At 73.1% G+C, this 19138-nt stretch carries 24 protein-coding genes; 17 read left to right on the top strand and 7 right to left on the bottom strand.

Annotation, left to right across the window (positions count from 1 at the left end; translation table 11 throughout):
- Positions 1-6: 6 nt before the first annotated feature.
- From ACRB68_RS18250 to ACRB68_RS18260, 3 genes are read left to right on the top strand one after another with little or no spacing between them, the layout of a single operon-like run.
- On the top strand, positions 7-591 hold the full coding sequence (locus tag ACRB68_RS18250; protein WP_153535070.1) for a DedA family protein: 585 nt from the start codon (positions 7-9) through the stop codon (positions 589-591).
- Complete coding sequence (locus ACRB68_RS18255; protein WP_153533711.1) at positions 591-1502, top strand: ATP-binding cassette domain-containing protein; 912 nt, start codon at positions 591-593, stop codon at positions 1500-1502. The genes ACRB68_RS18250 and ACRB68_RS18255 overlap by 1 nt, the downstream gene beginning before the upstream one ends.
- Positions 1499-2266, top strand: a complete 768-nt coding sequence (locus tag ACRB68_RS18260; RefSeq protein WP_153533713.1) for an ABC transporter permease — start codon at positions 1499-1501, stop codon at positions 2264-2266. The genes ACRB68_RS18255 and ACRB68_RS18260 overlap by 4 nt, the downstream gene beginning before the upstream one ends.
- Positions 2267-2268: 2 nt before the next feature.
- On the opposite strand, the gene ACRB68_RS18265 is transcribed toward ACRB68_RS18260, so the two are convergent.
- Positions 2269-2916, bottom strand: coding sequence for a response regulator transcription factor (locus ACRB68_RS18265; protein WP_328594381.1), 648 nt, complete (start codon positions 2914-2916; stop codon positions 2269-2271).
- A complete protein-coding gene (locus tag ACRB68_RS18270; RefSeq protein ID WP_153533715.1) occupies positions 2913-4391 on the bottom strand; it encodes a sensor histidine kinase in 1479 nt (492 codons plus the stop codon). Before ACRB68_RS18270 ends, ACRB68_RS18265 begins: the two co-directional genes overlap by 4 nt.
- Before the next feature lie 218 nt (positions 4392-4609).
- Here ACRB68_RS18270 and ACRB68_RS18275 point away from each other — a divergent pair, with 218 nt between their 5' ends.
- The 3 genes from ACRB68_RS18275 to ACRB68_RS18285 are packed head-to-tail and all read left to right on the top strand — an operon-like array spanning position 4610 to position 7225.
- Entirely contained in the window at positions 4610-5782 is a 1173-nt protein-coding gene (locus ACRB68_RS18275) for an NAD(P)/FAD-dependent oxidoreductase (protein ID WP_153533717.1), read from the top strand.
- Positions 5783-5805: 23 nt separating this feature from the next.
- Positions 5806-6702 carry an RNA polymerase sigma-70 factor gene (locus ACRB68_RS18280; RefSeq protein WP_153533719.1) on the top strand — a complete coding sequence of 299 codons (897 nt, stop codon included), beginning with the start codon at positions 5806-5808 and terminating at the stop codon, positions 6700-6702.
- Position 6703: 1 nt separating this feature from the next.
- Positions 6704-7225 carry a hypothetical protein gene (locus ACRB68_RS18285; RefSeq protein ID WP_153533721.1) on the top strand — a complete coding sequence of 174 codons (522 nt, stop codon included), beginning with the start codon at positions 6704-6706 and terminating at the stop codon, positions 7223-7225.
- Here ACRB68_RS18285 and ACRB68_RS18290 read toward each other — a convergent pair.
- Positions 7198-7365 (bottom strand): hypothetical protein, encoded by a 168-nt coding sequence (locus tag ACRB68_RS18290; RefSeq protein WP_153533723.1) that lies wholly within the window; start codon positions 7363-7365, stop codon positions 7198-7200. The two genes, ACRB68_RS18285 and ACRB68_RS18290, sit on opposite strands and share 28 nt — an antisense overlap.
- Entirely contained in the window at positions 7362-7745 is a 384-nt protein-coding gene (locus ACRB68_RS18295; RefSeq protein WP_207709724.1) for an ATP-binding protein, read from the bottom strand. The genes ACRB68_RS18290 and ACRB68_RS18295 overlap by 4 nt, the downstream gene beginning before the upstream one ends.
- Before the next feature lie 128 nt (positions 7746-7873).
- On the opposite strand from ACRB68_RS18295, the gene ACRB68_RS18300 reads away from it, so the two are divergent.
- The 7 genes from ACRB68_RS18300 to ACRB68_RS18330 all read left to right on the top strand — a co-directional run bounded on the left by ACRB68_RS18300 (position 7874) and on the right by ACRB68_RS18330 (position 12840).
- Positions 7874-8698 (top strand): helix-turn-helix domain-containing protein, encoded by an 825-nt coding sequence (locus ACRB68_RS18300; protein ID WP_153533725.1) that lies wholly within the window; start codon positions 7874-7876, stop codon positions 8696-8698.
- The gene (locus tag ACRB68_RS42055) at positions 8695-8889 is read left to right on the top strand and encodes a DUF397 domain-containing protein (protein ID WP_328594382.1); all 195 of its coding nucleotides are present in this window, start codon (positions 8695-8697) and stop codon (positions 8887-8889) included. The genes ACRB68_RS18300 and ACRB68_RS42055 overlap by 4 nt, the downstream gene beginning before the upstream one ends.
- Before the next feature lie 32 nt (positions 8890-8921).
- The gene (locus tag ACRB68_RS18310) at positions 8922-9119 is read left to right on the top strand and encodes a DUF397 domain-containing protein (RefSeq protein ID WP_328594383.1); all 198 of its coding nucleotides are present in this window, start codon (positions 8922-8924) and stop codon (positions 9117-9119) included.
- A 32-nt stretch (positions 9120-9151) separates the two neighbouring features.
- Positions 9152-9346 carry a DUF397 domain-containing protein gene (locus ACRB68_RS18315; RefSeq protein WP_328594384.1) on the top strand — a complete coding sequence of 65 codons (195 nt, stop codon included), beginning with the start codon at positions 9152-9154 and terminating at the stop codon, positions 9344-9346.
- 32 nt (positions 9347-9378) lie between these two features.
- On the top strand, positions 9379-9579 hold the full coding sequence (locus tag ACRB68_RS18320) for a DUF397 domain-containing protein (RefSeq protein ID WP_153533730.1): 201 nt from the start codon (positions 9379-9381) through the stop codon (positions 9577-9579).
- A gap of 271 nt (positions 9580-9850) precedes the next feature.
- Positions 9851-10369 carry a pyridoxamine 5'-phosphate oxidase family protein gene (locus ACRB68_RS18325; protein WP_153533732.1) on the top strand — a complete coding sequence of 173 codons (519 nt, stop codon included), beginning with the start codon at positions 9851-9853 and terminating at the stop codon, positions 10367-10369.
- A gap of 5 nt (positions 10370-10374) precedes the next feature.
- Entirely contained in the window at positions 10375-12840 is a 2466-nt protein-coding gene (locus tag ACRB68_RS18330) for an excinuclease ABC subunit UvrA (RefSeq protein WP_328594530.1), read from the top strand.
- Positions 12841-12850: 10 nt separating this feature from the next.
- On the opposite strand, the gene ACRB68_RS18335 is transcribed toward ACRB68_RS18330, so the two are convergent.
- Positions 12851-13279, bottom strand: a complete 429-nt coding sequence (locus ACRB68_RS18335; protein ID WP_153533736.1) for a MarR family winged helix-turn-helix transcriptional regulator — start codon at positions 13277-13279, stop codon at positions 12851-12853.
- 95 nt (positions 13280-13374) lie between these two features.
- Between ACRB68_RS18335 and ACRB68_RS18340 the strand changes: the two genes are divergently transcribed.
- Complete coding sequence (locus ACRB68_RS18340) at positions 13375-14946, top strand: DHA2 family efflux MFS transporter permease subunit (RefSeq protein WP_153533738.1); 1572 nt, start codon at positions 13375-13377, stop codon at positions 14944-14946.
- Positions 14939-15550, top strand: a complete 612-nt coding sequence (locus tag ACRB68_RS18345) for a DsbA family oxidoreductase (RefSeq protein WP_207709725.1) — start codon at positions 14939-14941, stop codon at positions 15548-15550. The genes ACRB68_RS18340 and ACRB68_RS18345 overlap by 8 nt, the downstream gene beginning before the upstream one ends.
- Here ACRB68_RS18345 and ACRB68_RS18350 read toward each other — a convergent pair.
- Positions 15522-16664 carry an epoxide hydrolase family protein gene (locus ACRB68_RS18350; RefSeq protein ID WP_153533740.1) on the bottom strand — a complete coding sequence of 381 codons (1143 nt, stop codon included), beginning with the start codon at positions 16662-16664 and terminating at the stop codon, positions 15522-15524. The genes ACRB68_RS18345 and ACRB68_RS18350 overlap by 29 nt on opposite strands.
- Positions 16665-16727: 63 nt before the next feature.
- On the opposite strand from ACRB68_RS18350, the gene ACRB68_RS18355 reads away from it, so the two are divergent.
- Entirely contained in the window at positions 16728-17696 is a 969-nt protein-coding gene (locus ACRB68_RS18355; protein ID WP_153533742.1) for a helix-turn-helix transcriptional regulator, read from the top strand.
- Positions 17697-17771: 75 nt separating this feature from the next.
- A complete protein-coding gene (locus ACRB68_RS18360) occupies positions 17772-18509 on the top strand; it encodes a phosphotransferase (protein ID WP_153533744.1) in 738 nt (245 codons plus the stop codon).
- Positions 18510-18533: 24 nt separating this feature from the next.
- Here ACRB68_RS18360 and ACRB68_RS18365 read toward each other — a convergent pair whose 3' ends face one another.
- The gene (locus ACRB68_RS18365; RefSeq protein ID WP_153533746.1) at positions 18534-19046 is read right to left on the bottom strand and encodes a VOC family protein; all 513 of its coding nucleotides are present in this window, start codon (positions 19044-19046) and stop codon (positions 18534-18536) included.
- Between the last annotated feature and the right edge of the window lie 92 nt (positions 19047-19138).

Genomic DNA, 19138 nt, shown 5'->3' on the forward strand with positions numbered 1-19138 from the left:
GCAATCATGGAAATGCTGCACACGGCGGTGTCGTCGCCGTGGTTCTACGCCGCGCTGTTCGCGGTCGCGCTGGTCGACGGGTTCTTCCTGGTGGTGCCGAGCGAGAGCATGGTGATCACCGCCGGGGTGTACGCGGCGTCGGGGGAGCTGTCGGTGCTGCCGGCGGCGGCGCTGGCGGCGGCCGGCGCGTTCCTCGGCGACCACGTGTCGTACCTGGCCGGGCGCGCGTCGGGGGACCGGCTGGCGGGGCGGCCGGGCACCCGGCGGCACCGCGCGCTGGCGTGGGCGTCGGGGGTGCTGGCCGAGCGCGGCGGGCTGGTCCTGGTGGTGGCGCGGTACGTGCCGGGCGGCCGGACCGCGGTGACGCTGACGATGGGCGCGGCCGGGTACCCGCTGCGGTCGTTCTCGCTGTTCGCGGCGATCGCGGCGGTCGGCTGGGCCGTTTACGGGACGGTCCTCGGCTACGTGGGCGGGGTCGCGTTCGAGGACGACCCGCTGAAGGGCGTGGCCGTCGGGCTCGGCCTGGCGCTGGCGGTGACCGTGCTGGTCGAGGCGGCCCGCCACCTGGGCCGCCGGAAGGCGGCCGCCTGATGATCACGATGCGGGGGCTGACGAAGCGGTTCGGCGACAGGGTCGCCGTGCAGGACCTGACGCTGGACGTGGCGGCGGGCAAGGTCACCGGCTTTCTCGGGCCGAACGGCGCGGGCAAGTCGACGACCATGCGGATGGTGCTCGGGCTGGACCGTCCGACCGCGGGCGAGGCGCTGGTCGGCGGCCGCCCCTACGCGGCGCTGCGGCGCCCGCTGCGCGAGGTCGGCGCGCTGCTGGACGCCAAGGCGGTGCATCCCGGGCGCAGCGCCCGCGCGCACCTGCTGGCGATGGCGCGCAGCAACGCGATCCCGGCGCGGCGGGTGGACGAGGTGCTGGAGATGGTCGGGCTGACGGCCGTCGCGGGCAAGCGCGCCGGGTCGTTCTCGCTCGGCATGGGGCAGCGCCTCGGCATCGCCGGCGCGCTGCTGGGCGATCCGCGGGTGCTGATGTTCGACGAGCCGGTGAACGGCCTGGACCCCGACGGGGTGCTGTGGGTGCGGCGGCTGATGCGGTCGCTGGCGGCCGAGGGCCGCACCGTGTTCGTCTCCAGCCACCTGATGAGCGAGATGCAGCAGACCGCCGACCGGCTGGTGGTGATCGGCCGGGGCCGGCTGCTGGCGGACGCGCCGGTCGCGGACGTGATCGCGGGCAGCTCCCGCAACGCGGTCCGGGTCCGCACGCCCCGGCCGGACGTCCTGGCGGCGCGGCTGGCGGCCGAGCCGGGCGCGGAGGTGACGCGGTCGGGCGCGGACGGGCTGGTGGTGACGGGCGTCCCGGTCGAGCGGGTCGGGCTGATCGGCCACGAGGCGGGCGTGCCGCTGTACGAGCTGAGCGCGCAGGAGGCGTCGCTGGAGGAGGCCTACATGGAACTGACCGGCACGAGCGTGGAGTACGGGGTGACGGGACGATGAGCGTGCTGCGGGGCGCGGTCGCGGCGGAGTGGACCAAGCTGTGGTCGCTGCGGTCCACCTGGTGGTCGCTGGCGGGCACGCCGGCGCTGATGGGCCTGATGTGCCTCATCCTCGGTTCGTCGGTGGCGTCCGACAACACCAACGAGATCACCACCGACGACCAGGGCGTGGTGTCGGTCAGCGGCGTCGCGGTGGGCGCGGTCGACCTGGTGCAGTTCGTGCCGCTCACCCTGGCCATCCTGATGATCACCAGCGAGTACGCGACCGGGGGCGTCCGCGGCACGCTGCAGTGCGTGCCGCCGCGCGGCCGGATGCTGCTGGCCAAGGCGGCGGTAGCGGCGGCGGCGCTGTTCCCGCTGGGCGTCCTGTCGGGGCTCCTCGGCACGGCGGTGGCCGGGTTCGCGCTGGGTGAGTGGGGCCGGTTCTCGGCCGCCGACACCGCTTTCGACGCGCTGGCGATCGGCGGCTACCTGGTGCTGATCAGCGTGTTCGCCCTCGGCCTCGGCACGCTGCTGCGCAGCACCGCGGGCACGCTCACCACCGCGTTCCTGCTGGTCATGGCGGTGCCGATCCTGCTGGACGGCACCGACGCGCCGCTGCTGGAGCACGTGGCCGACGCGCTGCCGAGCGCCGCCGGGCGGATCTTCATGGGCGGCGCCGACGACGCCTCCTACCCGCAGGCGGTGGGCCTGCTGATCCTGGCGGCCTGGACGGCGGCGTCCCTGTGGGCGGCCCGCACGACCCTGCGCCACCGCGACGCCTGAGTTCAGCAGAGGCCGGCCTCGTAGGCGATGATCGCCGCCTGCACGCGGTTCCTGACCTCCAGCCGGGTCAGGATCGCGCTGACGTAGGACTTCACCGTCCCCTCCACCACGTGCAGGCGGGCGGCGATCTCGGCGTTGGACAGGCCCGCGCCGACCAGCGCCAGCACCTCGCGCTCGCGCGGGGTCAGCGCTTCGATGCGGCCGCGGGCCGCCGCGCCGTGCGCGAGGCGGCCGCCGCGCAGCTCGGTGATGAGCCGGTGCGCGACCTTGGGCGACAGGTACGCGGCGCCGCCGGCGACGGCCCGCACGCCCGCGATCAGCTCCCGGGGGTCGCCGGATTTCAGCAGGAACCCGGCGGCGCCGTCCGCCAGCGCCCGCGCGATGTAGTCGTCCTCGCTGAACGTCGTCAGCATCACCACGGCCGTGCCGGGCGCGACGCGGCGCAGCTCGGCGGCGGCGGCCAGGCCGTCCAGCCGCGGCATCCGGATGTCCAGCAGCGCCACGTCGGGGCGGTGCGCCAGCGCCAGCTCGATCGCCTCGTGCCCGTCGCCGGCCTCGGCGACCACCTGCACATCGGGGTCGGCCGACAGGATCGCCCGGACCCCGGCGCGGATCATCGCCTCGTCGTCGGCGAGCAGTACCCGGATCACCGGTCTCCTTCCCTGGGCGGCGGCGCCGCGTCCTTGGCGGCCAGCCGGCCGTCGGCGAAGCACAGCCGGTACACCGTGCCGAGCCCCAGCAGGTTGCCGTCGGAACGGTAGTAGGCGCAGCGCGCGCGCTGCGGCGGTGGGGCGAAGCGGTAGCGGACGTCGCCGGCGTTGAGCAGCTCGACCTCCGGCAGCACCCGCTCCACCTGCGTGCGCGGCTGCCCGACGCGCAGCGCCGCGTAGTCGGCCGGGTGCAGCACCGACGCGAACGTGGCGTAGGCGTAGTACCCCAGCATGATCGCCGACAGGAACGCCACCAGCGCCGCCGGGACCGTGATCGCGGTGATCAGCCCGCGGCGGACCTCCTGCCGGCCGCGCGCCAGGTGCCACGCCGACTCGCTCTCCGGCCGCGCCGGGGCGGGGACGTCGGGCAGCTCGGCGGTCACCGCGAACCCGCCCGCGCCGTCGGGGCCCGCGCGCAGCGTGCCGCCGACGAGCCGCACCCGCTCGTCCAGGCCGGTCAGCCCGTGCCCGCCCGACACCGCCGGCCGCACGGGACCGGCGGCCGGCCCGTTGACCACCGTGACGATGCTGCGGCCGCCGGAACGCTCCACCCGCACGGTCACGTCCGCGCCGGGCGCGTGCTTGGCGGCGTTGGTGAGCGCCTCCTGCACCACCCGGTGCGCGGCCAGCGCCACCATCGGCGCGCCGCCGGCGACGTCCGAGCCGGCGAGCCGCACCGGCATGCCCGACGCGCGGGCGCGCTCGACCAGGTCGGCGATGCTCTCCCGGACCGGCGCGGCGTCCTGCGGGGCGTCCTCGCGCAGCACGCCGATGATGTCGCGCAGCCGGTCGGTCGCGTCGGCGGCGCCGGCGCGCAGCTCGGCCGCCGCGGCGCGGTGCCGCTCGTCCAGGTCCGGCGCCACCTGCAGCGCGCCGGCGCGGACCGCGATCAGGGCGAGCTCGTGGCCGAGGGAGTCGTGCATGTCCTGGGCGATGCGGGCGCGCTCGCGCATCCGCTCCCGCTCGGCGACGATGCGCTGCTCGCGCTCCAGCCGCTCGGCGCGCTCCCACCCGGCGCGCACCAGCTCCTGGTACTGCCGCCAGTACCGGCCGGTGAGCCAGGGCAGCACCCCGATCACCACGAACCAGATCGTCAGCGGGAACCAGGTGGTGACGTCGATGCCGCGGACGATGTTGAACAGCGTGCCGCCGGTGAACATCGCGGTGAAGACCCACACGACGGGCCGGGCGTGCGGGGTGCGGCGTCCGGCCAGGTAGGCCGCGACGGGCAGCGAGAACGCGAAGTTGCCCTGCACCGGCAGGAACAGCGCCGACACCACCAAGAGCACCAGCGGCCGGGACCGGCTCACCGCGACCGCGCCACCGAGCGCGACCACCCCCGCCATCGTCGCCCACCACAAGGGCTTGTCCGGTTCGAGCGGGGTCAGGTTGCCGCTGATTACGGGAGCGGTCATCAGCGCCCACAGCAGTACGTTCCCGACCACCGCACGCCGCGTCCCCGAGCCGTTCACGCCGTTCACGCTACAAGCCGGTGATCTGCCGGGTTACTGCCGAAAGTCAGGGATGAGGACCCGTTTCAGCCGCCATGGATGTGATCTGGGCCACGTGATGTCACAAGTCCGCTCTGGCGGACGCCTTGTGTGCGAAACCCCGAGCGAACGGAGCAGAGACCATGACCGAAGTCATCGTGATCGGCGGCGGATACGCCGGAGTCCTCGCGGCCAACCGCCTCACCAGCCGCGACGACGTGACCGTGACCCTCGTCAACCCGCGTCCCTCCTTCGTCGAGCGGATCCGCCTGCACCAGCTGGTGGCGGGGTCCGACGACGCGGTCGTCGACTACAAGGACGTCCTGAACGAGCGCGTCGAGCTCGTGGTCGACACCGCGACCGCGATCGACCGGGACGCGCGCACCGTCTCCCTCGCCGGCGGCGGCACGCTCGGGTACGACTACCTGGTCTACGCGGTCGGCAGCCGCAGCGGCGCGCCGGAGGTGCCCGGTGCGGACCGGTTCGCCTACCCGCTCGCGACCCTGGAGGAGGCCGAGCGGCTGCGGCAGGCCGTGGACGCCGCGCCCGCCGACGCGGCGCTGACGGTCGTCGGCGGCGGCGCCACCGGCATTGAGACCGCGGCCGAGCTCGCCGAGGCGGGCCGCACCGTCACCCTCGTCTGCGGCGGGCGGCTCGGCCCCTACCTCCACCCGAACGGCCGCCGCTTCGTCGCCAAGCGGCTGGCGGCCCTCGGCGTGACCGTCGTCGAAGGCGCCGAGGCGGCGGCCGTGACGGCGGACGCGGTGCGCCTCGCCGGTGGCAGCGAGGTGCGCGGCCACCTGACCATCTGGGCCGCCGGGTTCGGTGTCCCAGACCTGGCCGCCCGCAGCGGCCTCAGCGTCGACGAGGCGGGCCGCCTCCTCACCGACGAGACCCTGACCAGCGTCGACGACGACCGCATCGTCGCCGCCGGCGACGCCGCCTCGCCGTCGGGCCTGCCCTACCGGATGGGCTGCCAGTCCGCCGTCCAGCTCGGCCCGCACGCCGCCGACGCCGTGCTCCGCCGGATCGAGGGCGGCCGGCCCGAGGCCGTCAGCGTCGGCTTCGCCGGGCTGTGCGTCAGCCTCGGCCGCGGCGCCGGCATCTTCCAGTTCGCGCGCAAGGACGACACCGCCATCCGCTTCTACGTCGGCGGCCGCGCGGGCGCGCGCCTGAAGGAGTTCGTCGTCACCCACACCGTCAAGCAGCTGGCCGACGAGGCGCGCAAGCCCGGCGCGCGCGTCCTGAAGGCCAAGGACGACAGCCGGCTGCAGCGCGTCCAGGCCGCGCGCGAGAACCAGCCCGTGCACGCCTGACCGCTCCCTGGAAGGATCCGAGGATGCACGACCACGTCGCGGACCCGGCGACCGAGGCCTTCGTCGCCCACCGCAACCTGCTCTTCACCGTCGCCTACGAGATCCTCGGCTCGGCCGCCGACGCCGAGGACGTCCTCCAGGAGGCCTGGCTGCGGTGGGCCGAGATCGACCTGGCGCAGGTCCGCGACCAGCGTGCGTTCCTCGTGCGCATCACGACCCGGCGGGCGCTCGACCGGCTGCGGGTCCTGCGGCGCCGCAAGGAGTCCTACGTCGGCCCGTGGCTGCCCGAGCCGCTGCTCACCGCCCCGGACGTCGCCGAGAACGCCGAGCTCGCCGAGAGCCTGTCCATGGCCATGATGCTCGTCCTGGAGACGCTCTCGCCCACCGAGCGGGCCGTGTTCGTGCTGCGGGAGGTCTTCGACGTCGGCTACGACGAGATCGCCGAAGCCGTCGGCAAGACCCCCGCGGCGGTCCGCCAGATCGCGCACCGCTCCCGCAAGCACGTCGACGCCCGCCGCCCCCGCGAAGCGGTGTCCTCGCGCCAGGCGCGGGCCGCCCTCGCGTCGTTCCAGCACGCAGTGGAGACCGGCGACATCCAGGGCGTGCTCGACGTGCTCGCGCCCGACGTCGTCCTGATCAGCGACGGCGGCGGCGTCCGCAGCGCCGCGCTGCGGCCCGTCACGGGCCTGGTGAAGGTGGGCCGGCTCCTGCTGGCGTCCCTCGGCGACAAGGAGGGCAAGCTCACCGGCGAGCCCACCACCGTCAACGGCGACCCGGCGCTCCTGCTGCGCCTCGACGGCGAGCTCGACAGCGTCATGGCGCTCCACCTCGAAGAGGGCCTGGTCACCGGCCTCTACTTCATCCGCAACCCCGATAAGCTCACCCACATCGCCGCGGCCACCCCCCTCACCCTGGACTGACATGGACTTCGACCGAGCACGCCGACTCGCCGAGCTGCGCCGGCGGAGCGCCGCGTTGTCGGCGTTCGTGGCCGCCTGCGCCGGCGACCGGGAACGCGCACGCGAGGCCGGACGGCTGGCCGGGCAGGTGTTCGCCGCCGACCTGGCCGACGTGGAAGCCGCCGAAGAGGCCGCCGAGACACTGGCCCGGTGGGCGGACGACCTGCGGGAACACCCGCACCGCCCGACCGAGCCGGGCCCTGAGGAAGCCGACCTGCGGATGCGCGACCACCTCAAGGACGTCGTGCGCGACCACCTGCCGGTCGAGTTCCGCGACTGGATGTCGGAGGCCCGGCTCAGCCTGGAGTTCGGCTTCCGGGCCATGAGCCGCGCATCGGATCCACGCATCCGCGAAAAGGCGGCCTACATCTACGGGCGCGGCACCATGGCCCTGGAACTGGGCCACCGCGAGGCGGCGGACCGCGAACTCGAGCGACTGCGGGAGCTGGAAGACGATCAGCGGCGGCCCTCCAGCGCGGTGTAGAGCTCGATGGCCGAGCGCGCCTGGACGAACTCGTGCCGGCCGCGCACCGCCGTCCACACGCCCCGCCCCGGATCATGGACGAACCCCCAGGTGGGGAAGGCGGTGCGCAGCCGCGCCAGCCAGACCGACGGCGGGGTCATGAGACCGGCAGGTCCAGCAGGGCGTAGACGGACTTGCCGCCCGCGGGCTCGGCGCGCTGCCCCCACTCCCGCGCCAGCGCCTCGACGATCACCAGCCCGCGCCCGCCGTCCGGCGACGGGGTGATCACGGCCCGGCCGGGGCTCGTGTCGTAGACCTCGATGCGCAGCACGGCCCGCTGCCGCACCAGCCGGAAGCCGATGAGGGAACGCGGCCGGGCCCGCACGGCGTTCGTGATCAGCTCGGACGCGACGAGCAGGGCGTCGTCGACCAGGGCGCAGAGCCCCCACTTGCGCAGGTGCGCCTCGGCCAGGTCGCGCAGCAGGCCGACGGCGGACGGCGTGGCGATCATCGCGCGCTCGAAGGTTTCCTCGGCCATCATCACCCGTCCCTGGAGGCGTTCACGGAGCGTCGGCATTCCGTCGCGTTGCGCTTCCAAGCGTGCCTTCGGCGGCCTATCCTGAGAATGCGAAGGATCGCCACGCAGCGCGACGGCGAAAGGCAGCCCCCATGCCCCGACCGCCCGACCCGATAGACGGCACAAAGAGCATTTATGCCGTATTCGCCTACGAACTCCGCCGCCAGCGCGAGGCCCGCGGCCTGTCCCAGGACGGCCTGGCCAAGGAGCTCTACATGGCCCGCTCCACCATCCAGGCCTACGAGGGCCAGACCCACGCCCCGGACGAGGACTTCGCCAAGCTCGCCGACGAGTACTGCGGCACGGGCGAGCTGTTCTGGCTCCTCTGGCACCACGCCCAGCGCGAGCACCTGGGAGGGTGGAAGGCGGAATTCGCCAATGTGGCAGAACAGGACGCTCGGCAAGTATGGATGTATCAGACGCTGGTGATTCCTGGACTTCTCCAAAATGAGGAATACATCCGAGCCCTCTATGGGGCGGCGCGTCTGCCCCCCGAGAGGGTGGAAGCGGGTGTGGCGGAGCGCCTCCAGCGACAGACTCTCCTCGGCCGAGAGAACCCGCCGCTGCTGTGGATCTTGATCCATGAGGCCGCTTTGCGGAGACTCGTAGGCGGACCGGAGGTGATGGTCTCTCAGTTGGAGCACTTGCTCCAGCTGATGACCTTGCACCATGTCGCACTCCAGATCATCCCGCTGACATGCGGCGCTGATCTTGGAGGAACGGCCGGTGGGCACATCATCTGGGAATTGCCGGATCGAGACTTGGCGTACGTAGAGGCATCCACCAGTTGCCGCCTCGTGCGGGATACCGCCGAGGTCAAGGAGGCCAGGGTGTTGCATGAGCGGCTCAGGCTCGAAGCATTGCCTCAGTCGGAGTCCTGCAAGCTGATCATGAGCATTGTGGAGAGCCACAAGTGATCCACCGCATCGAGTGGCGCAAAGCCGGCAGCAGCAAGATCGAGGGGGAGTGCGTCGAGCTGTCCACCAACGCCACCGAGGTCACCTACATCCGTGATTCCAAGGATCCGCACGGTCCGCGCCTGGCTTTACGGGCCGCCGGCCTGGCCGCCTTGGTCGGCCGGATCAAGTCCGGGGCCCTGGACCTCTGAGCTTTGCCACCTTTGAACGTGGAGGTCATGCAGTGATCGACGGCATCGAGTGGCGCAAGGCCGGGCAGAGCAGCACGCAGGGGGGCGAGTGCGTCGAGCTGTCCACCAACATCGCCGAGGTCACCTACATATGTGATTCCAAGGACCCGCATGGTCCGCGCCTGGCTTTACGGGCCGCCGATCTGGCCGCCTTGGTCGGCCGGATCAAGTCCGGATTCCTAGATCTCTAAGCTCCGCCATTCTCGAACGTGGAGGTCATGCAGTGATCGATGGCATTGAGTGGCGCAAGGCCAACAACAGCAGGACCAACAATGAATGCGTCGAGCTGTCCACGAACGTCGCCGACGTCACCCTCATCCGTGACTCCAGGGACCCGCACGGCCCGCGCCTGACCCTGCGCCCCGTCGGCCTGGCCGTCCTCGTCGGCCGAATCAAGTCCGGAGCCTTGGACCTCTGAGCTCCGCCACCCACGAACGCGGAGGCCATGCAATGAGCAACGACATCGAGTGGCGCAAGTCGAGCCGCAGCAACACTTCAACGAGCGGCGAGTGCGTTGAGCTGTCCACCAACGTCACCGAGGTCACCCACGTTCGTGATTCCAAGGACTCGCGCGGCCCGCGCCTGACCCTGCGCCCCGCCGGCTTGGCGGCCCTCGTCGGCCAGATCAAATCCGGCGCCCTAGACCTCTGAGTCCCACCGCCCCCGAAGGTAGAGGCCATGCGGCGCTCGCCGATCTGGCCGTGCTGCTGGAGTTCTGGGAGTCCGCCCAGGGCTGCTGACGCCGGTTCGGCCCACCTCACCTCGTCGCCCTCGTCCGCCCGCCGACAGAGCAACCCCGGCGGTATCTGCACAGTCGATGGAAAACATGACACAAGGTGTCTGGTTTCGCGGCGAGCATGGGTCGCCGGTCGCGTCGATGGAGAGCGCGGGCCGAGCCCTACGGACACAGACGAGGATCCCCATGCGCGAAACGCGAGAAGATCTCGAAGAGCTGCAGGCCCTGCTGGACGCCTCCCTCTCCCGTGCCACCTCGCATCTCCGCTCGATCATCAATGCCGAGAGCACGCTGACCGCGGCGGAGCTCACCGGAGTCCTCACCGGGATGTGCACCCTGGCGGTGTCCACGGTGACGGCGAAGGGCGAGCCGCGGATCAGCGGGGCGGACGGGCACTTCCTGCGCGGCAAGTGGCACTTCGGCACGGCGCGCACCGCCGCCAAGGCCCGGCATCTGGCCGCCCGTCCCGCCGTCAGCGTCGCGCACATGCGCGGTGAGGATCTGGGCGTGTTCACGCACGGCACGGTGGAGGTCCTCAACCCTCCGGGCGGCGAGCCGGCCGCGGACTGGCCGGACCTGCTCGCCTACTTCAAGGACTTCTACGGCGACGACCTCTTCGACTGGGACAACGACGTGGTCTACTACCGGCTGCACCCGCACTGGATGAGCGTCTACGCCCCCAAGCTCGCTGCGGCGTCCCGTTGAGCGGCGTGCGGGGCGTCGCGGGTACGGGGCGCGAGACCATCGACGTGGTGGGGGCTCGCACCAACAATCTGCGGAACGTGTCGGTGAGCATCCCCAAGGGCCTGCTCGTCGCCTTCACCGGGGTGAGCGGCAGCGGCAAGACCTCGCTGGCCGTCGACACCCTGCACAGCGAGGCCCAGCTGCGGTATCTGGAGGGGCTCTCGCCGTTCGTGCGGCAGTACATCACCCAGCGCAACCGCCCGAAGGTCGACCGCATCCGGGGGCTCGGCGCGACGCTCGCGGTCGACCAGCGCCGCCTGAACCGCAACCCCCGCTCCACGGTCGCGACGATCACCGGCATCGACGGGCACCTGGGGCTGCTGTACTCGCGCCTTCCGGGAGTCGGCCCGGCGGCGGAGAGCGGGGACGGGCAGCTGACGACCGCCCACTTCGACCGCAACTCCCCGGAAGGGGGCTGCGCGGACTGCCACGGGGTGGGCGGACGCTGGCAGGCGCAAGAGGATCTGGTCATCACCCATCCGGAGCTCCCGCTCTTCGAGGGGGCTTCGCCCTGGTTCGCGAAGTGGCGGTCGGGGGAGCACATGTTCGTCCCGGCGCTCGCCGAGAAACGGGGCGTGGACCTCGGGCGGCCGTGGCGGTCGCTGCCTGAGGAGTTCCGTCACTGCGTCCTGTACGGAACGGGCGACGAGACGATCGAGGCGTCCGTCGGCGTACCGACCAAGAACGGGTCGGCCCTGATGACCTACACCTCGAGCGGGCCGCTGCGGGGCGCGCTCGCCGAGGTGGAGCGGGTGTTCGTGAACGCCCAGACCTCCAGCGCCAAGCAGCGTTACCTGCCGTACATGCGCAAGCGGCCCTGCGCCACCTGCGGCGGCAGCGGTTACGACCAGGTGGCCAGGTCGGTGCGGCTCGGCGGGCTGACGTATCCCGACCTGATCGAGGTGGAGGTACGGGAAGTGCGCGGCTGGGCGGAGCGCGTGGCGGACGGCCTGGGCGCCCGGCAGCGCGAGGTGGGCGAGCCGCTGCTGCAGGACCTGGACCGCAGGCTCGCGATCCTGGACCGGCTCGGCCTGGCCCATCTCCAGCTGTCCCGGAGCGCGGCGACGCTGTCCGGGGGCGAGTTGCAGCGGACCCGGCTCGCCGCCCAGCTCGGCACCGAGCTGAGCGGCATCGTCTTCGTCCTGGACGAGCCCGGGGCCGGGCTGCACCCGGTGGACAAGGCGCACCTGCTCGACATCGCCCTGGAGGTGCGCGCGGCCGGCAACACGGTGCTCCTCGTCGAGCACGACCCCGAGCTGATCGCCCGGGCCGACTGGGTGATCGACATGGGGCCCGGCGCGGGCCGCCTCGGCGGCGAGGTCCTGGTGTCGGGCCCTCCCGCCGACGTGGCCGCTCATCCGGCGTCGCTGACCGGGCGCCATCTCGCCGGCGCGGGCCCGCGGCTGCGCCGGTCCCGCCGCCCGGTCACCGGCGGCACCGGCTGGGTGGAGCTGCACGGTCTTCGCGCGCACAACGTGACCGCGGACCTGGTGCGCTTCCCGGCCGGCCGGCTCACCTGCCTGACCGGGGTGAGCGGCAGCGGCAAGAGCAGCCTGCTCGCCGCGCTCGGGGCGGGCGCGGCGGCCGCCCTCGACGGGACGGCGACCGGCACGGTGCGCGAGGTGACCGGCCTCGCGGGGTTCGGCTGGGTCGCCGTCGTCGACCAGGAGCCGCTCGGCCGGACGCCGCGGTCCAACCCGGCCACGTACAGCAAGGCGTTCGACATCGTCCGCCGGTTGTTCGCCGAGGCCGGGACGGGGGTCGACGCCTCCTGGTTCAGCTTCAACACCGCGGACGGCGGCCGTTGCGAGACCTGCACCGGCTACGGCCGGAAACTGGTCGACATGCACTTCCTGCCGGACGTGTGGGTGGTCTGCGACGTGTGCGAGGGCAGGCGCTACAAGCCGGAGGCGCTGGAGATCAGGTACCAGGGGCTGGCCATCGACCAGGTGCTGGAGCTGACCGTCGCCGAGGCCGTGGCGCGGTTCTCCGGGCCCCCGCGGCTCGTGGAGATCCTGGGGGCCTTGGACCAGGTCGGGCTCGGCTATCTGCAGCTCGGCCAGAGCGCCACGGAGCTGTCCGGCGGCGAGGCGCAGCGGCTGAAGCTGGCGTCGGCGATCCAGCGCGGCGCGTCGAGCCGCAAGGCCGGGCTCGTCGTGCTCGACGAGCCGGTCTCGGGCCTGCACCCGTCCGACGTCCAGCGGGTGGTGGACGCGCTCGACGTGCTGCTCGACTCGGGCAACACCGTCGTCGTGGCCGAACACGACATCCCCGTCGCCGCGTCCGCGGACTGGGTGATCGACCTCGGGCCGGGGGCCGGCCCGGACGGGGGCGCGGTGGTCGCGGAGGGCACTCCGGACGCCGTCGCGGCGGCGGACACCCCGACGGCCGGTTTCTTCCGGCGGTACGCGGCGGGCCTGCCGCTTCTCTGAGACGCCGGCTCTAGATCCGGTCGAACAGGTCCGTCACCTTGCCGATGACCCGGATCGCGGCCTGCAGGTCCTCGGGCGGGACGTCCGACAGCGCCTGCTGCCACCGCTGCCGCCATCGCTCGCGGGCCTCGGCGACGAGCGCGCGGCCGTCGTCGGTGAGGACGACCTGGACCGCGCGCCGGTCGGTGCGGCTGCGCTCGCGCCGGATCACGCCCTTGGCCTCCAGGGCGTCCAGCATGCCGGTCATGGTCGCCGGGGTGACGTCGGCGTAGTCGGCCAGCTGCCGCGCGGTGGCCTGCCCCGCCTCGGCCAGGCCGTCCAGCGCGCGCAGCTGGGTTCCGGACAGGTCGCCGCCGGCCTGCTCGCGGCCGCGCTTGCGGCGGAAGGCCGTGAACAGCCCGGCGACCGCCTGTTCCACCTGCTCGGTCTCGGTGCCCATGTTCGGATCCTAACAGTCTGGTCCCTAGTTGTATGGACATGTAATCTACGGAGCCATATTGTACGGAGCCTAATCAATTTGGACGGAGGTCCCCCATGACCGGATCCCTTGCCCCTCCCGCCCCGCCCCGGCTCGGGCGCGGCGCCGTGGCGGCGGTGATGGCCGCCCTGATGCTCGGGCTGCTGCTCGGCGCGCTCGACCAGATGATCGTCGCCGCGGTGATGCGCACCGTCGCCGACCAGCTGGACGGCCTGACCCTGCAGGCCTGGGCGACCACCGCCTACCTGATCACCGGGGTGGTCTCCACGCCGCTGTACGGGCGGCTGTCGGACATCTACGGCCGCAAGCCGCTCTACCTGGCCTCGATCTCGCTGTTCCTGCTCGGCTCGCTGCTGTGCGCGGCGGCGCAGTCGATGTACGGGCTGGCCGCGTTCCGCGCCGTCCAGGGCCTCGGCGCCGGCGGGCTGATGGCGCTGGCGTTCGCGATCCTGGCCGACCTGCTCCCGCCGGAGCGCCGCAGCCGGTACCAGGCCTGGTTCGGCGCGGTGTTCGGGGTCTCCAGCGTGGCCGGGCCGGTGCTCGGCGGCCTGTTCGCCGGGATGGACGACCTCCTCGGGATGGCGGGCTGGCGCTGGGCCTTCCTGGTGAACGTGCCGGTGGGGCTCGTCGCCCTCGTCCTGGTGGTCACGCTCTACCGGCTGCCGCACACCCGCACCGCCCAGCGCGTCGACTACGGCGGCGCGGCGACGCTGCTGCTCGGGCTGGTGCCGCTGCTGGCCGTGGCCGGGCAGGGCGGCGCCTGGGGCTGGTCCGCGCCGCGCACGCTCGTCCTGGCCGCGGTGGGCGTCGCCGGGCTGGCCGGGTTCGTGCTGGTCGAACGGCGGATGGGCGACGCGGCCCTGCTGCCGCCGCGGCTGTTCACCAGCCGGCTGTTCACGGTGAGCAGCGCCGTCAACGTCGTGGTCGGCATGGGCGTGTTCGGCGGGCTCGCCGTCCTGCCGCTCTATCTGCAGATCGTCAAGGGCCTGTCCCCGACGGCGGCCGGGCTGATGCTGCTGCCGCAGACCCTGGGCATCGTCGCGGCGGGCAGGCTGTCCGGCCCCTTCGTGACCCGGACGCGCCGCTACAAGGGCCTGCTGCTGCTCGGCCTGGCCACCATGACCGCGTGCGCCTTCGCCTTCGCCCGGCTGGCGCCCGGCACGCCGCTGTGGTTCACCGGCTTCGTCGCGGCCCTCATGGGCCTCGGGATCGGCCTGTGCTTCCAGGTCATGCTGATCGCCGTCCAGGCGTCGGCGCCCGCGGGCGCCATGGGCGCCGCCAGCGCCTCCTACACCTTCTTCCGCCAGATCGGCGGCACCGCCGGAACCGCCGTCTACCTGACGATCCTCTTCTCGCTGGCCGAGGAACGCATCACCGCCGCGCTGCACCGGGCGCAGGGCACCGCCGCGTTCCAGGCCGCGCTGGCCGGCGATCCCGGAGCGCGGCGCCTGCTGGACGGCGCCGATCTCGACGACACCTCCTACCTCGGACACCTCGACCCCCGGCTGGCCCGGCCCGTCCTGGAGGGCATGGCCAGCGCGATGGACACCGTGTTCGTGGTGGTCGGCTGCGTCATGGCGGCCGGCCTGGTCCTCGCCCTCTTCCTGAAGGAGCAGCCCCGTGACTGAGGTGGAGATCTGGTCGGACGTCATGTGCCCGTGGTGCTACCTCGGCAAGAAGCGGCTGGAACGGGCCCTCGCCGGTCTGAGTGGTGTCGGCGTCACCTGGCGCAGCTTCGAGCTCCGCCCCGACCAGCCGGCGGCCCCCGGCGTCACCCTGGCCGAGATGATGACGCGGCGCTTCGGCCTGGACGGCCCCGACCTCACCGCGGTGTTCCAGCGCATCCGGCGGCTGGGCGCGGCCGAGGGCCTGGACCTGCGCCCCGCCACCGCCCGCCCCGTCAGCTCCTTCGACGCGCACCGCCTCATCCACCTGGCCGCCGGTCAAGGCCTGGCGGACGCCATGGTCGAGCGGCTGTTCCGGGCCCATCTCGTCGACAACGTCAACGTCGCCGACCCCGAGGTCCTCCGGCACCTCGCCGCGCAGACGGGCCTGCCCGACGCGGCAGTGCGTTCCGTCCTGAACACCGACGCCTACGCCGCCGACGTCCGGGCCGATGAGGAACGTGCGGCCGAGCTCGGCGTCCGCCAGGTGCCCACCTTCGTCATCGACGGCGCCCCCGCCCTCTCTGGAGCCCCGGATGTCAGGAGGCTCCGCGCCCTCCTGAGTTGAAGAACGCCCGGAGGTCGGCGATCAGCAGGTCGGGGGTCTCCAGGGCCGCGAAGTGGCCGCCGCGCTCGAACTCCGTCCAGCGCACCACGTTGTGCACCACGTCGGCCAGCGGGCGGACCGAGAAGTCGGTGGGGAACACCGCGACCGCGGTCGGCACCTTTCCGCGCTCCTTCGGCGCCCACATGGTGAAGTCGTTGAACCGCTCGTAGTAGGTGTGCGCCGCCGAGCCCGCAGTGCCGGTGAACCAGTAGACGCTCACGTCGGTGAGGATGCGGTCCCGGTCCACCGCGTCCTCGGGGAGCTCGGCGGCCGGGTCGGTCCAGTCCTTGAACTTCTCCACGATCCAGGCGAGCTGGCCGGCGGGGGAGTCGTGCAGCGCGGCCGCGACCGTCTGCGGGCGCGTGCCCTGGACCTGCATGTACGCGCCCAGCTTCTCCTGCCACTCCTTCATCCCGGCCAGCCGCCCGCGCTCGGCCTCGCTCAGCGCGCCCATGACCGCCGGATCGCCGCCGGGGAAGGTGAGCAGGCCGTTGACGTGCACGCCGATGACGGCGTCCGGCGCGGCGCGCCCCACCAGCGGGGCGATGAACGCGCCGACGTCGCCGCCCTGCACGCCGTACCGGTCGTAGCCGAGCCGGGACATCAGCTCCGCCAGCGCCGCGGCGGTGCGGCCGTCGGTCCAGCCGGGGCCGGGCAGCGGGCCGGAGAAGCCGTACCCCGGCAGCGACGGGATCACCAGGTGGAAGGGTTCGTCGCCGCCGGTGAGCGGGCCGATGAGGTCGAGGAACTCCACGACCGAACCGGGCCAGCCGTGCAGCAGCAGGAGCGGGGTGGCGCCGGGCTCGGCGGAGCGGACGTGCAGGAAGTGCACCTGCGCGCCGTCCACGGTGGTGGTGAACTGCGGGTACGCGTTGAGCGCCGCCTCCTGGGCGCGCCAGTCGAAGCCGTCGGCCCAGTAGGCGGCCAGTTCGCGCAGGTAGCCGGTCGGCACGCCGCGCTCCCACCCGGTGCCGGGCACCTCGGGGGCCCAGCGGGTGCGGCGCAGCCGCTCGTGCAGGTCGTCGAGGTCGGCCTGCGGGATCTGGACGCGGTAGGGCTGGATCTCGTTCGTCATGCCCGGCACGGTAGGAAGCATTGGTGACAGGTTCTGGCACCGATCGAGGCCACAATTGCGCCCATGCTGGAAACCTCCGCGCGGCTGCTGCGCCTGCTGTCGCTTCTGCAGACGCGCCCGGACTGGACCGGCGCCGAGCTCGCCGACCGGCTGGAGGTCGGCCTGCGCACCGTGCGGCGCGACGTCGGGCGGCTGCGCGAGCTGGGCTATCCGGTGGAGGCCGCCCCGGGCGCGGCCGGCGGGTACCGGCTCGGGGCGGGGGCCGCGCTGCCGCCGCTGCTGCTCGACGACGAGGAGGCCGTGGCGGTGGCGATCAGCCTGCGCACGGCCGCGACGGGCAGCGTCGCCGGCCTCGAAGAGAGCGCGGTGCGGGCGCTGGCCAAGCTCCAGCAGGTCCTGCCGTCCCGGCTGCGGCACCGGGTGGAGGCGTTCCGCGCGGCGACCGTGGCGCTGCCCGGGGCGGCCGATCCGGAGGTCGGCGCCGGCCTGCTGGCCGCGCTCGCCGCCGCGTGCCGCGACCGGCGCCGGGTGCGGCTGCGCTACCGGGGGCGCGGCGGCGTCACCGCGCGTGAGGTCGAGCCGCATCGGCTGGTGCACACCCGGCACCGCTGGTACCTGGTGGCGCGGGACGTGGCCAAGGACGATCGGCGCGTCTTCCGCGTCGACCGGATCGAGGGGCCGCCCGGACCGCCGGGGGCGCGCTTCACGCCGCCCGAGGAGGACGCGGCCGCCTACGTCGCGCACGCCATCACCTCGGCCCCGTACGCCTACCGGGCCCGCGTCCTGTTCCACGCCCCGCTGGAGGAGGTGGCGCCGCGCACGTCGCCCGGCGCCGGGCGGCTGGAGGCCGTGGACGCCCGCACCTGCCTGTTCACCGCCGGTTCGAACTCGCTGCGCGAGCTGGCGGTGCACGTGGCGGCGAAGGGGTTCGACTTCGAGGTGCTGGATCCGCCGGAGCTGGTCCCGGTGCTGCGCGAGGTCCGCGACCTCCTCAACCGGGCCGCGGCCAGGTCGGACCCGGGTTCGGGCTGAAGAGACCCCGCCCGGCACCGGGCACTTCCCCGGCGGTTGCGGACTTTTGCGGCCGTCCGCTCGATAATGGCCGGCATGGAGCAGGTCGAGGTCGTCGTCGCCCACCATGAGTGCGCGACCCTGCGTGTCGGCGACGTGTTCCTGAAGATCGACTCTGATCAGGCGCGCACCGGCGTCGAGGTCGCGGCGATGGCCCTGGCGCCGATCCCGACGCCCCGGGTGCTGTGGCGCAAGCCGCCCGTGCTCGCGCTGGCCGCCCTCCCCGGGGCGGCGCTCGGCCGCCTCGGCGAGCCGTCGGCCGCGTCGCCGGCGGCGTGGGCCGCGGCGGGCGCCGCCGTGCGCAAGCTGCACGACGCGCCGCTGCCGCCATGGCCCGGCCGCGGCCCCGACGAGATCAGAGCGCGCCTCGACGGCGAATGCGAGTGGCTCCTGGCCAACGACGTCATTCCCCGTGACCTGGTCACGCACAACCGCCGGATCGCCGAGACCGCGCTCCGGCCGTGGACCCCGGTGTTCGCGCACGGCGACCTGCAGGTCGCCCACGTGTTCATCGTCGGCGACGAGATCACCGGGGTGATCGACTGGACCGAGGCGGGCCCGGGCGACGCCCTGTTCGACCTCGCCATCTTGACGCTCGGGCACGAGGAGCACCTGGACGAGGTCGTCGCCGGCTACGGCGCCGACGTCGACCGCGACGTGATCCGCGCGTGGTGGTCGCTGCGGAGCCTGCAGGCGATCCGCTGGCTGGCCGAGCACGGCTTCGACCCGGCCGCGCCGGGCTGTGAGATCGACGTGCTGAAAGCCCGCATGTGAGCGCCGTCCCGCGGGACCGGCGCGTCAGCCGCGGGAGAAGGAGCCGGCGGGAGTGATCAGCTCGAGGTTGACCCCGTCGGGGTCGGAGAAGTAGGCCACCCGCGTCCCGGCGCCGTGGTGGGCGTGCTCGTCGGTGAAGGTGAACGGCGGCGCGTCGAACTCGATGCCGGCCGCGGTCATCCGGTCGTAGACGGCCTGCACGTCGTCCACCTCGAAGCACAGGTGCATGGACCCGGCGTCGGTCGGCAGCGCCTTCGCCGTGCCCATCTCGGGGTCGACGAACTGGATCATGTCGATGTTCAGGTTGGACAGCCGCAGGGTCGCGTAGCGCAGCCGGACGCCGCCCGGCCCGACGCGGTCGCTCACCTTCGGCCCGTACATCGCCTCCACGCCCCGCATGTCCTCGGCGACGAACGGGTCCCGGCCGGTCAGCGCCCGGTAGAAGCGGATGGTGCGGTCGAGGTCCCGGACGGCGATGCCGACGTGGTTGGCCTTCGTCAGCGAGACGCCGATGTCGGCGTCGGGCACGGTCTGCACGATGGCGTTCCTTCCGTGGTCGCGCGGATCCCGACAGGGCTCCTACCCCGGACGATCGGACGGCAGGGCCGGAACGCCGGAACTTTGCCGTC

Origin of the sequence: Actinomadura macrotermitis (assembly GCF_009604375.1) — a bacterium.
GTDB classification, from domain to species: Bacteria; Actinomycetota; Actinomycetes; order Streptosporangiales; family Streptosporangiaceae; genus Spirillospora; species Spirillospora macrotermitis.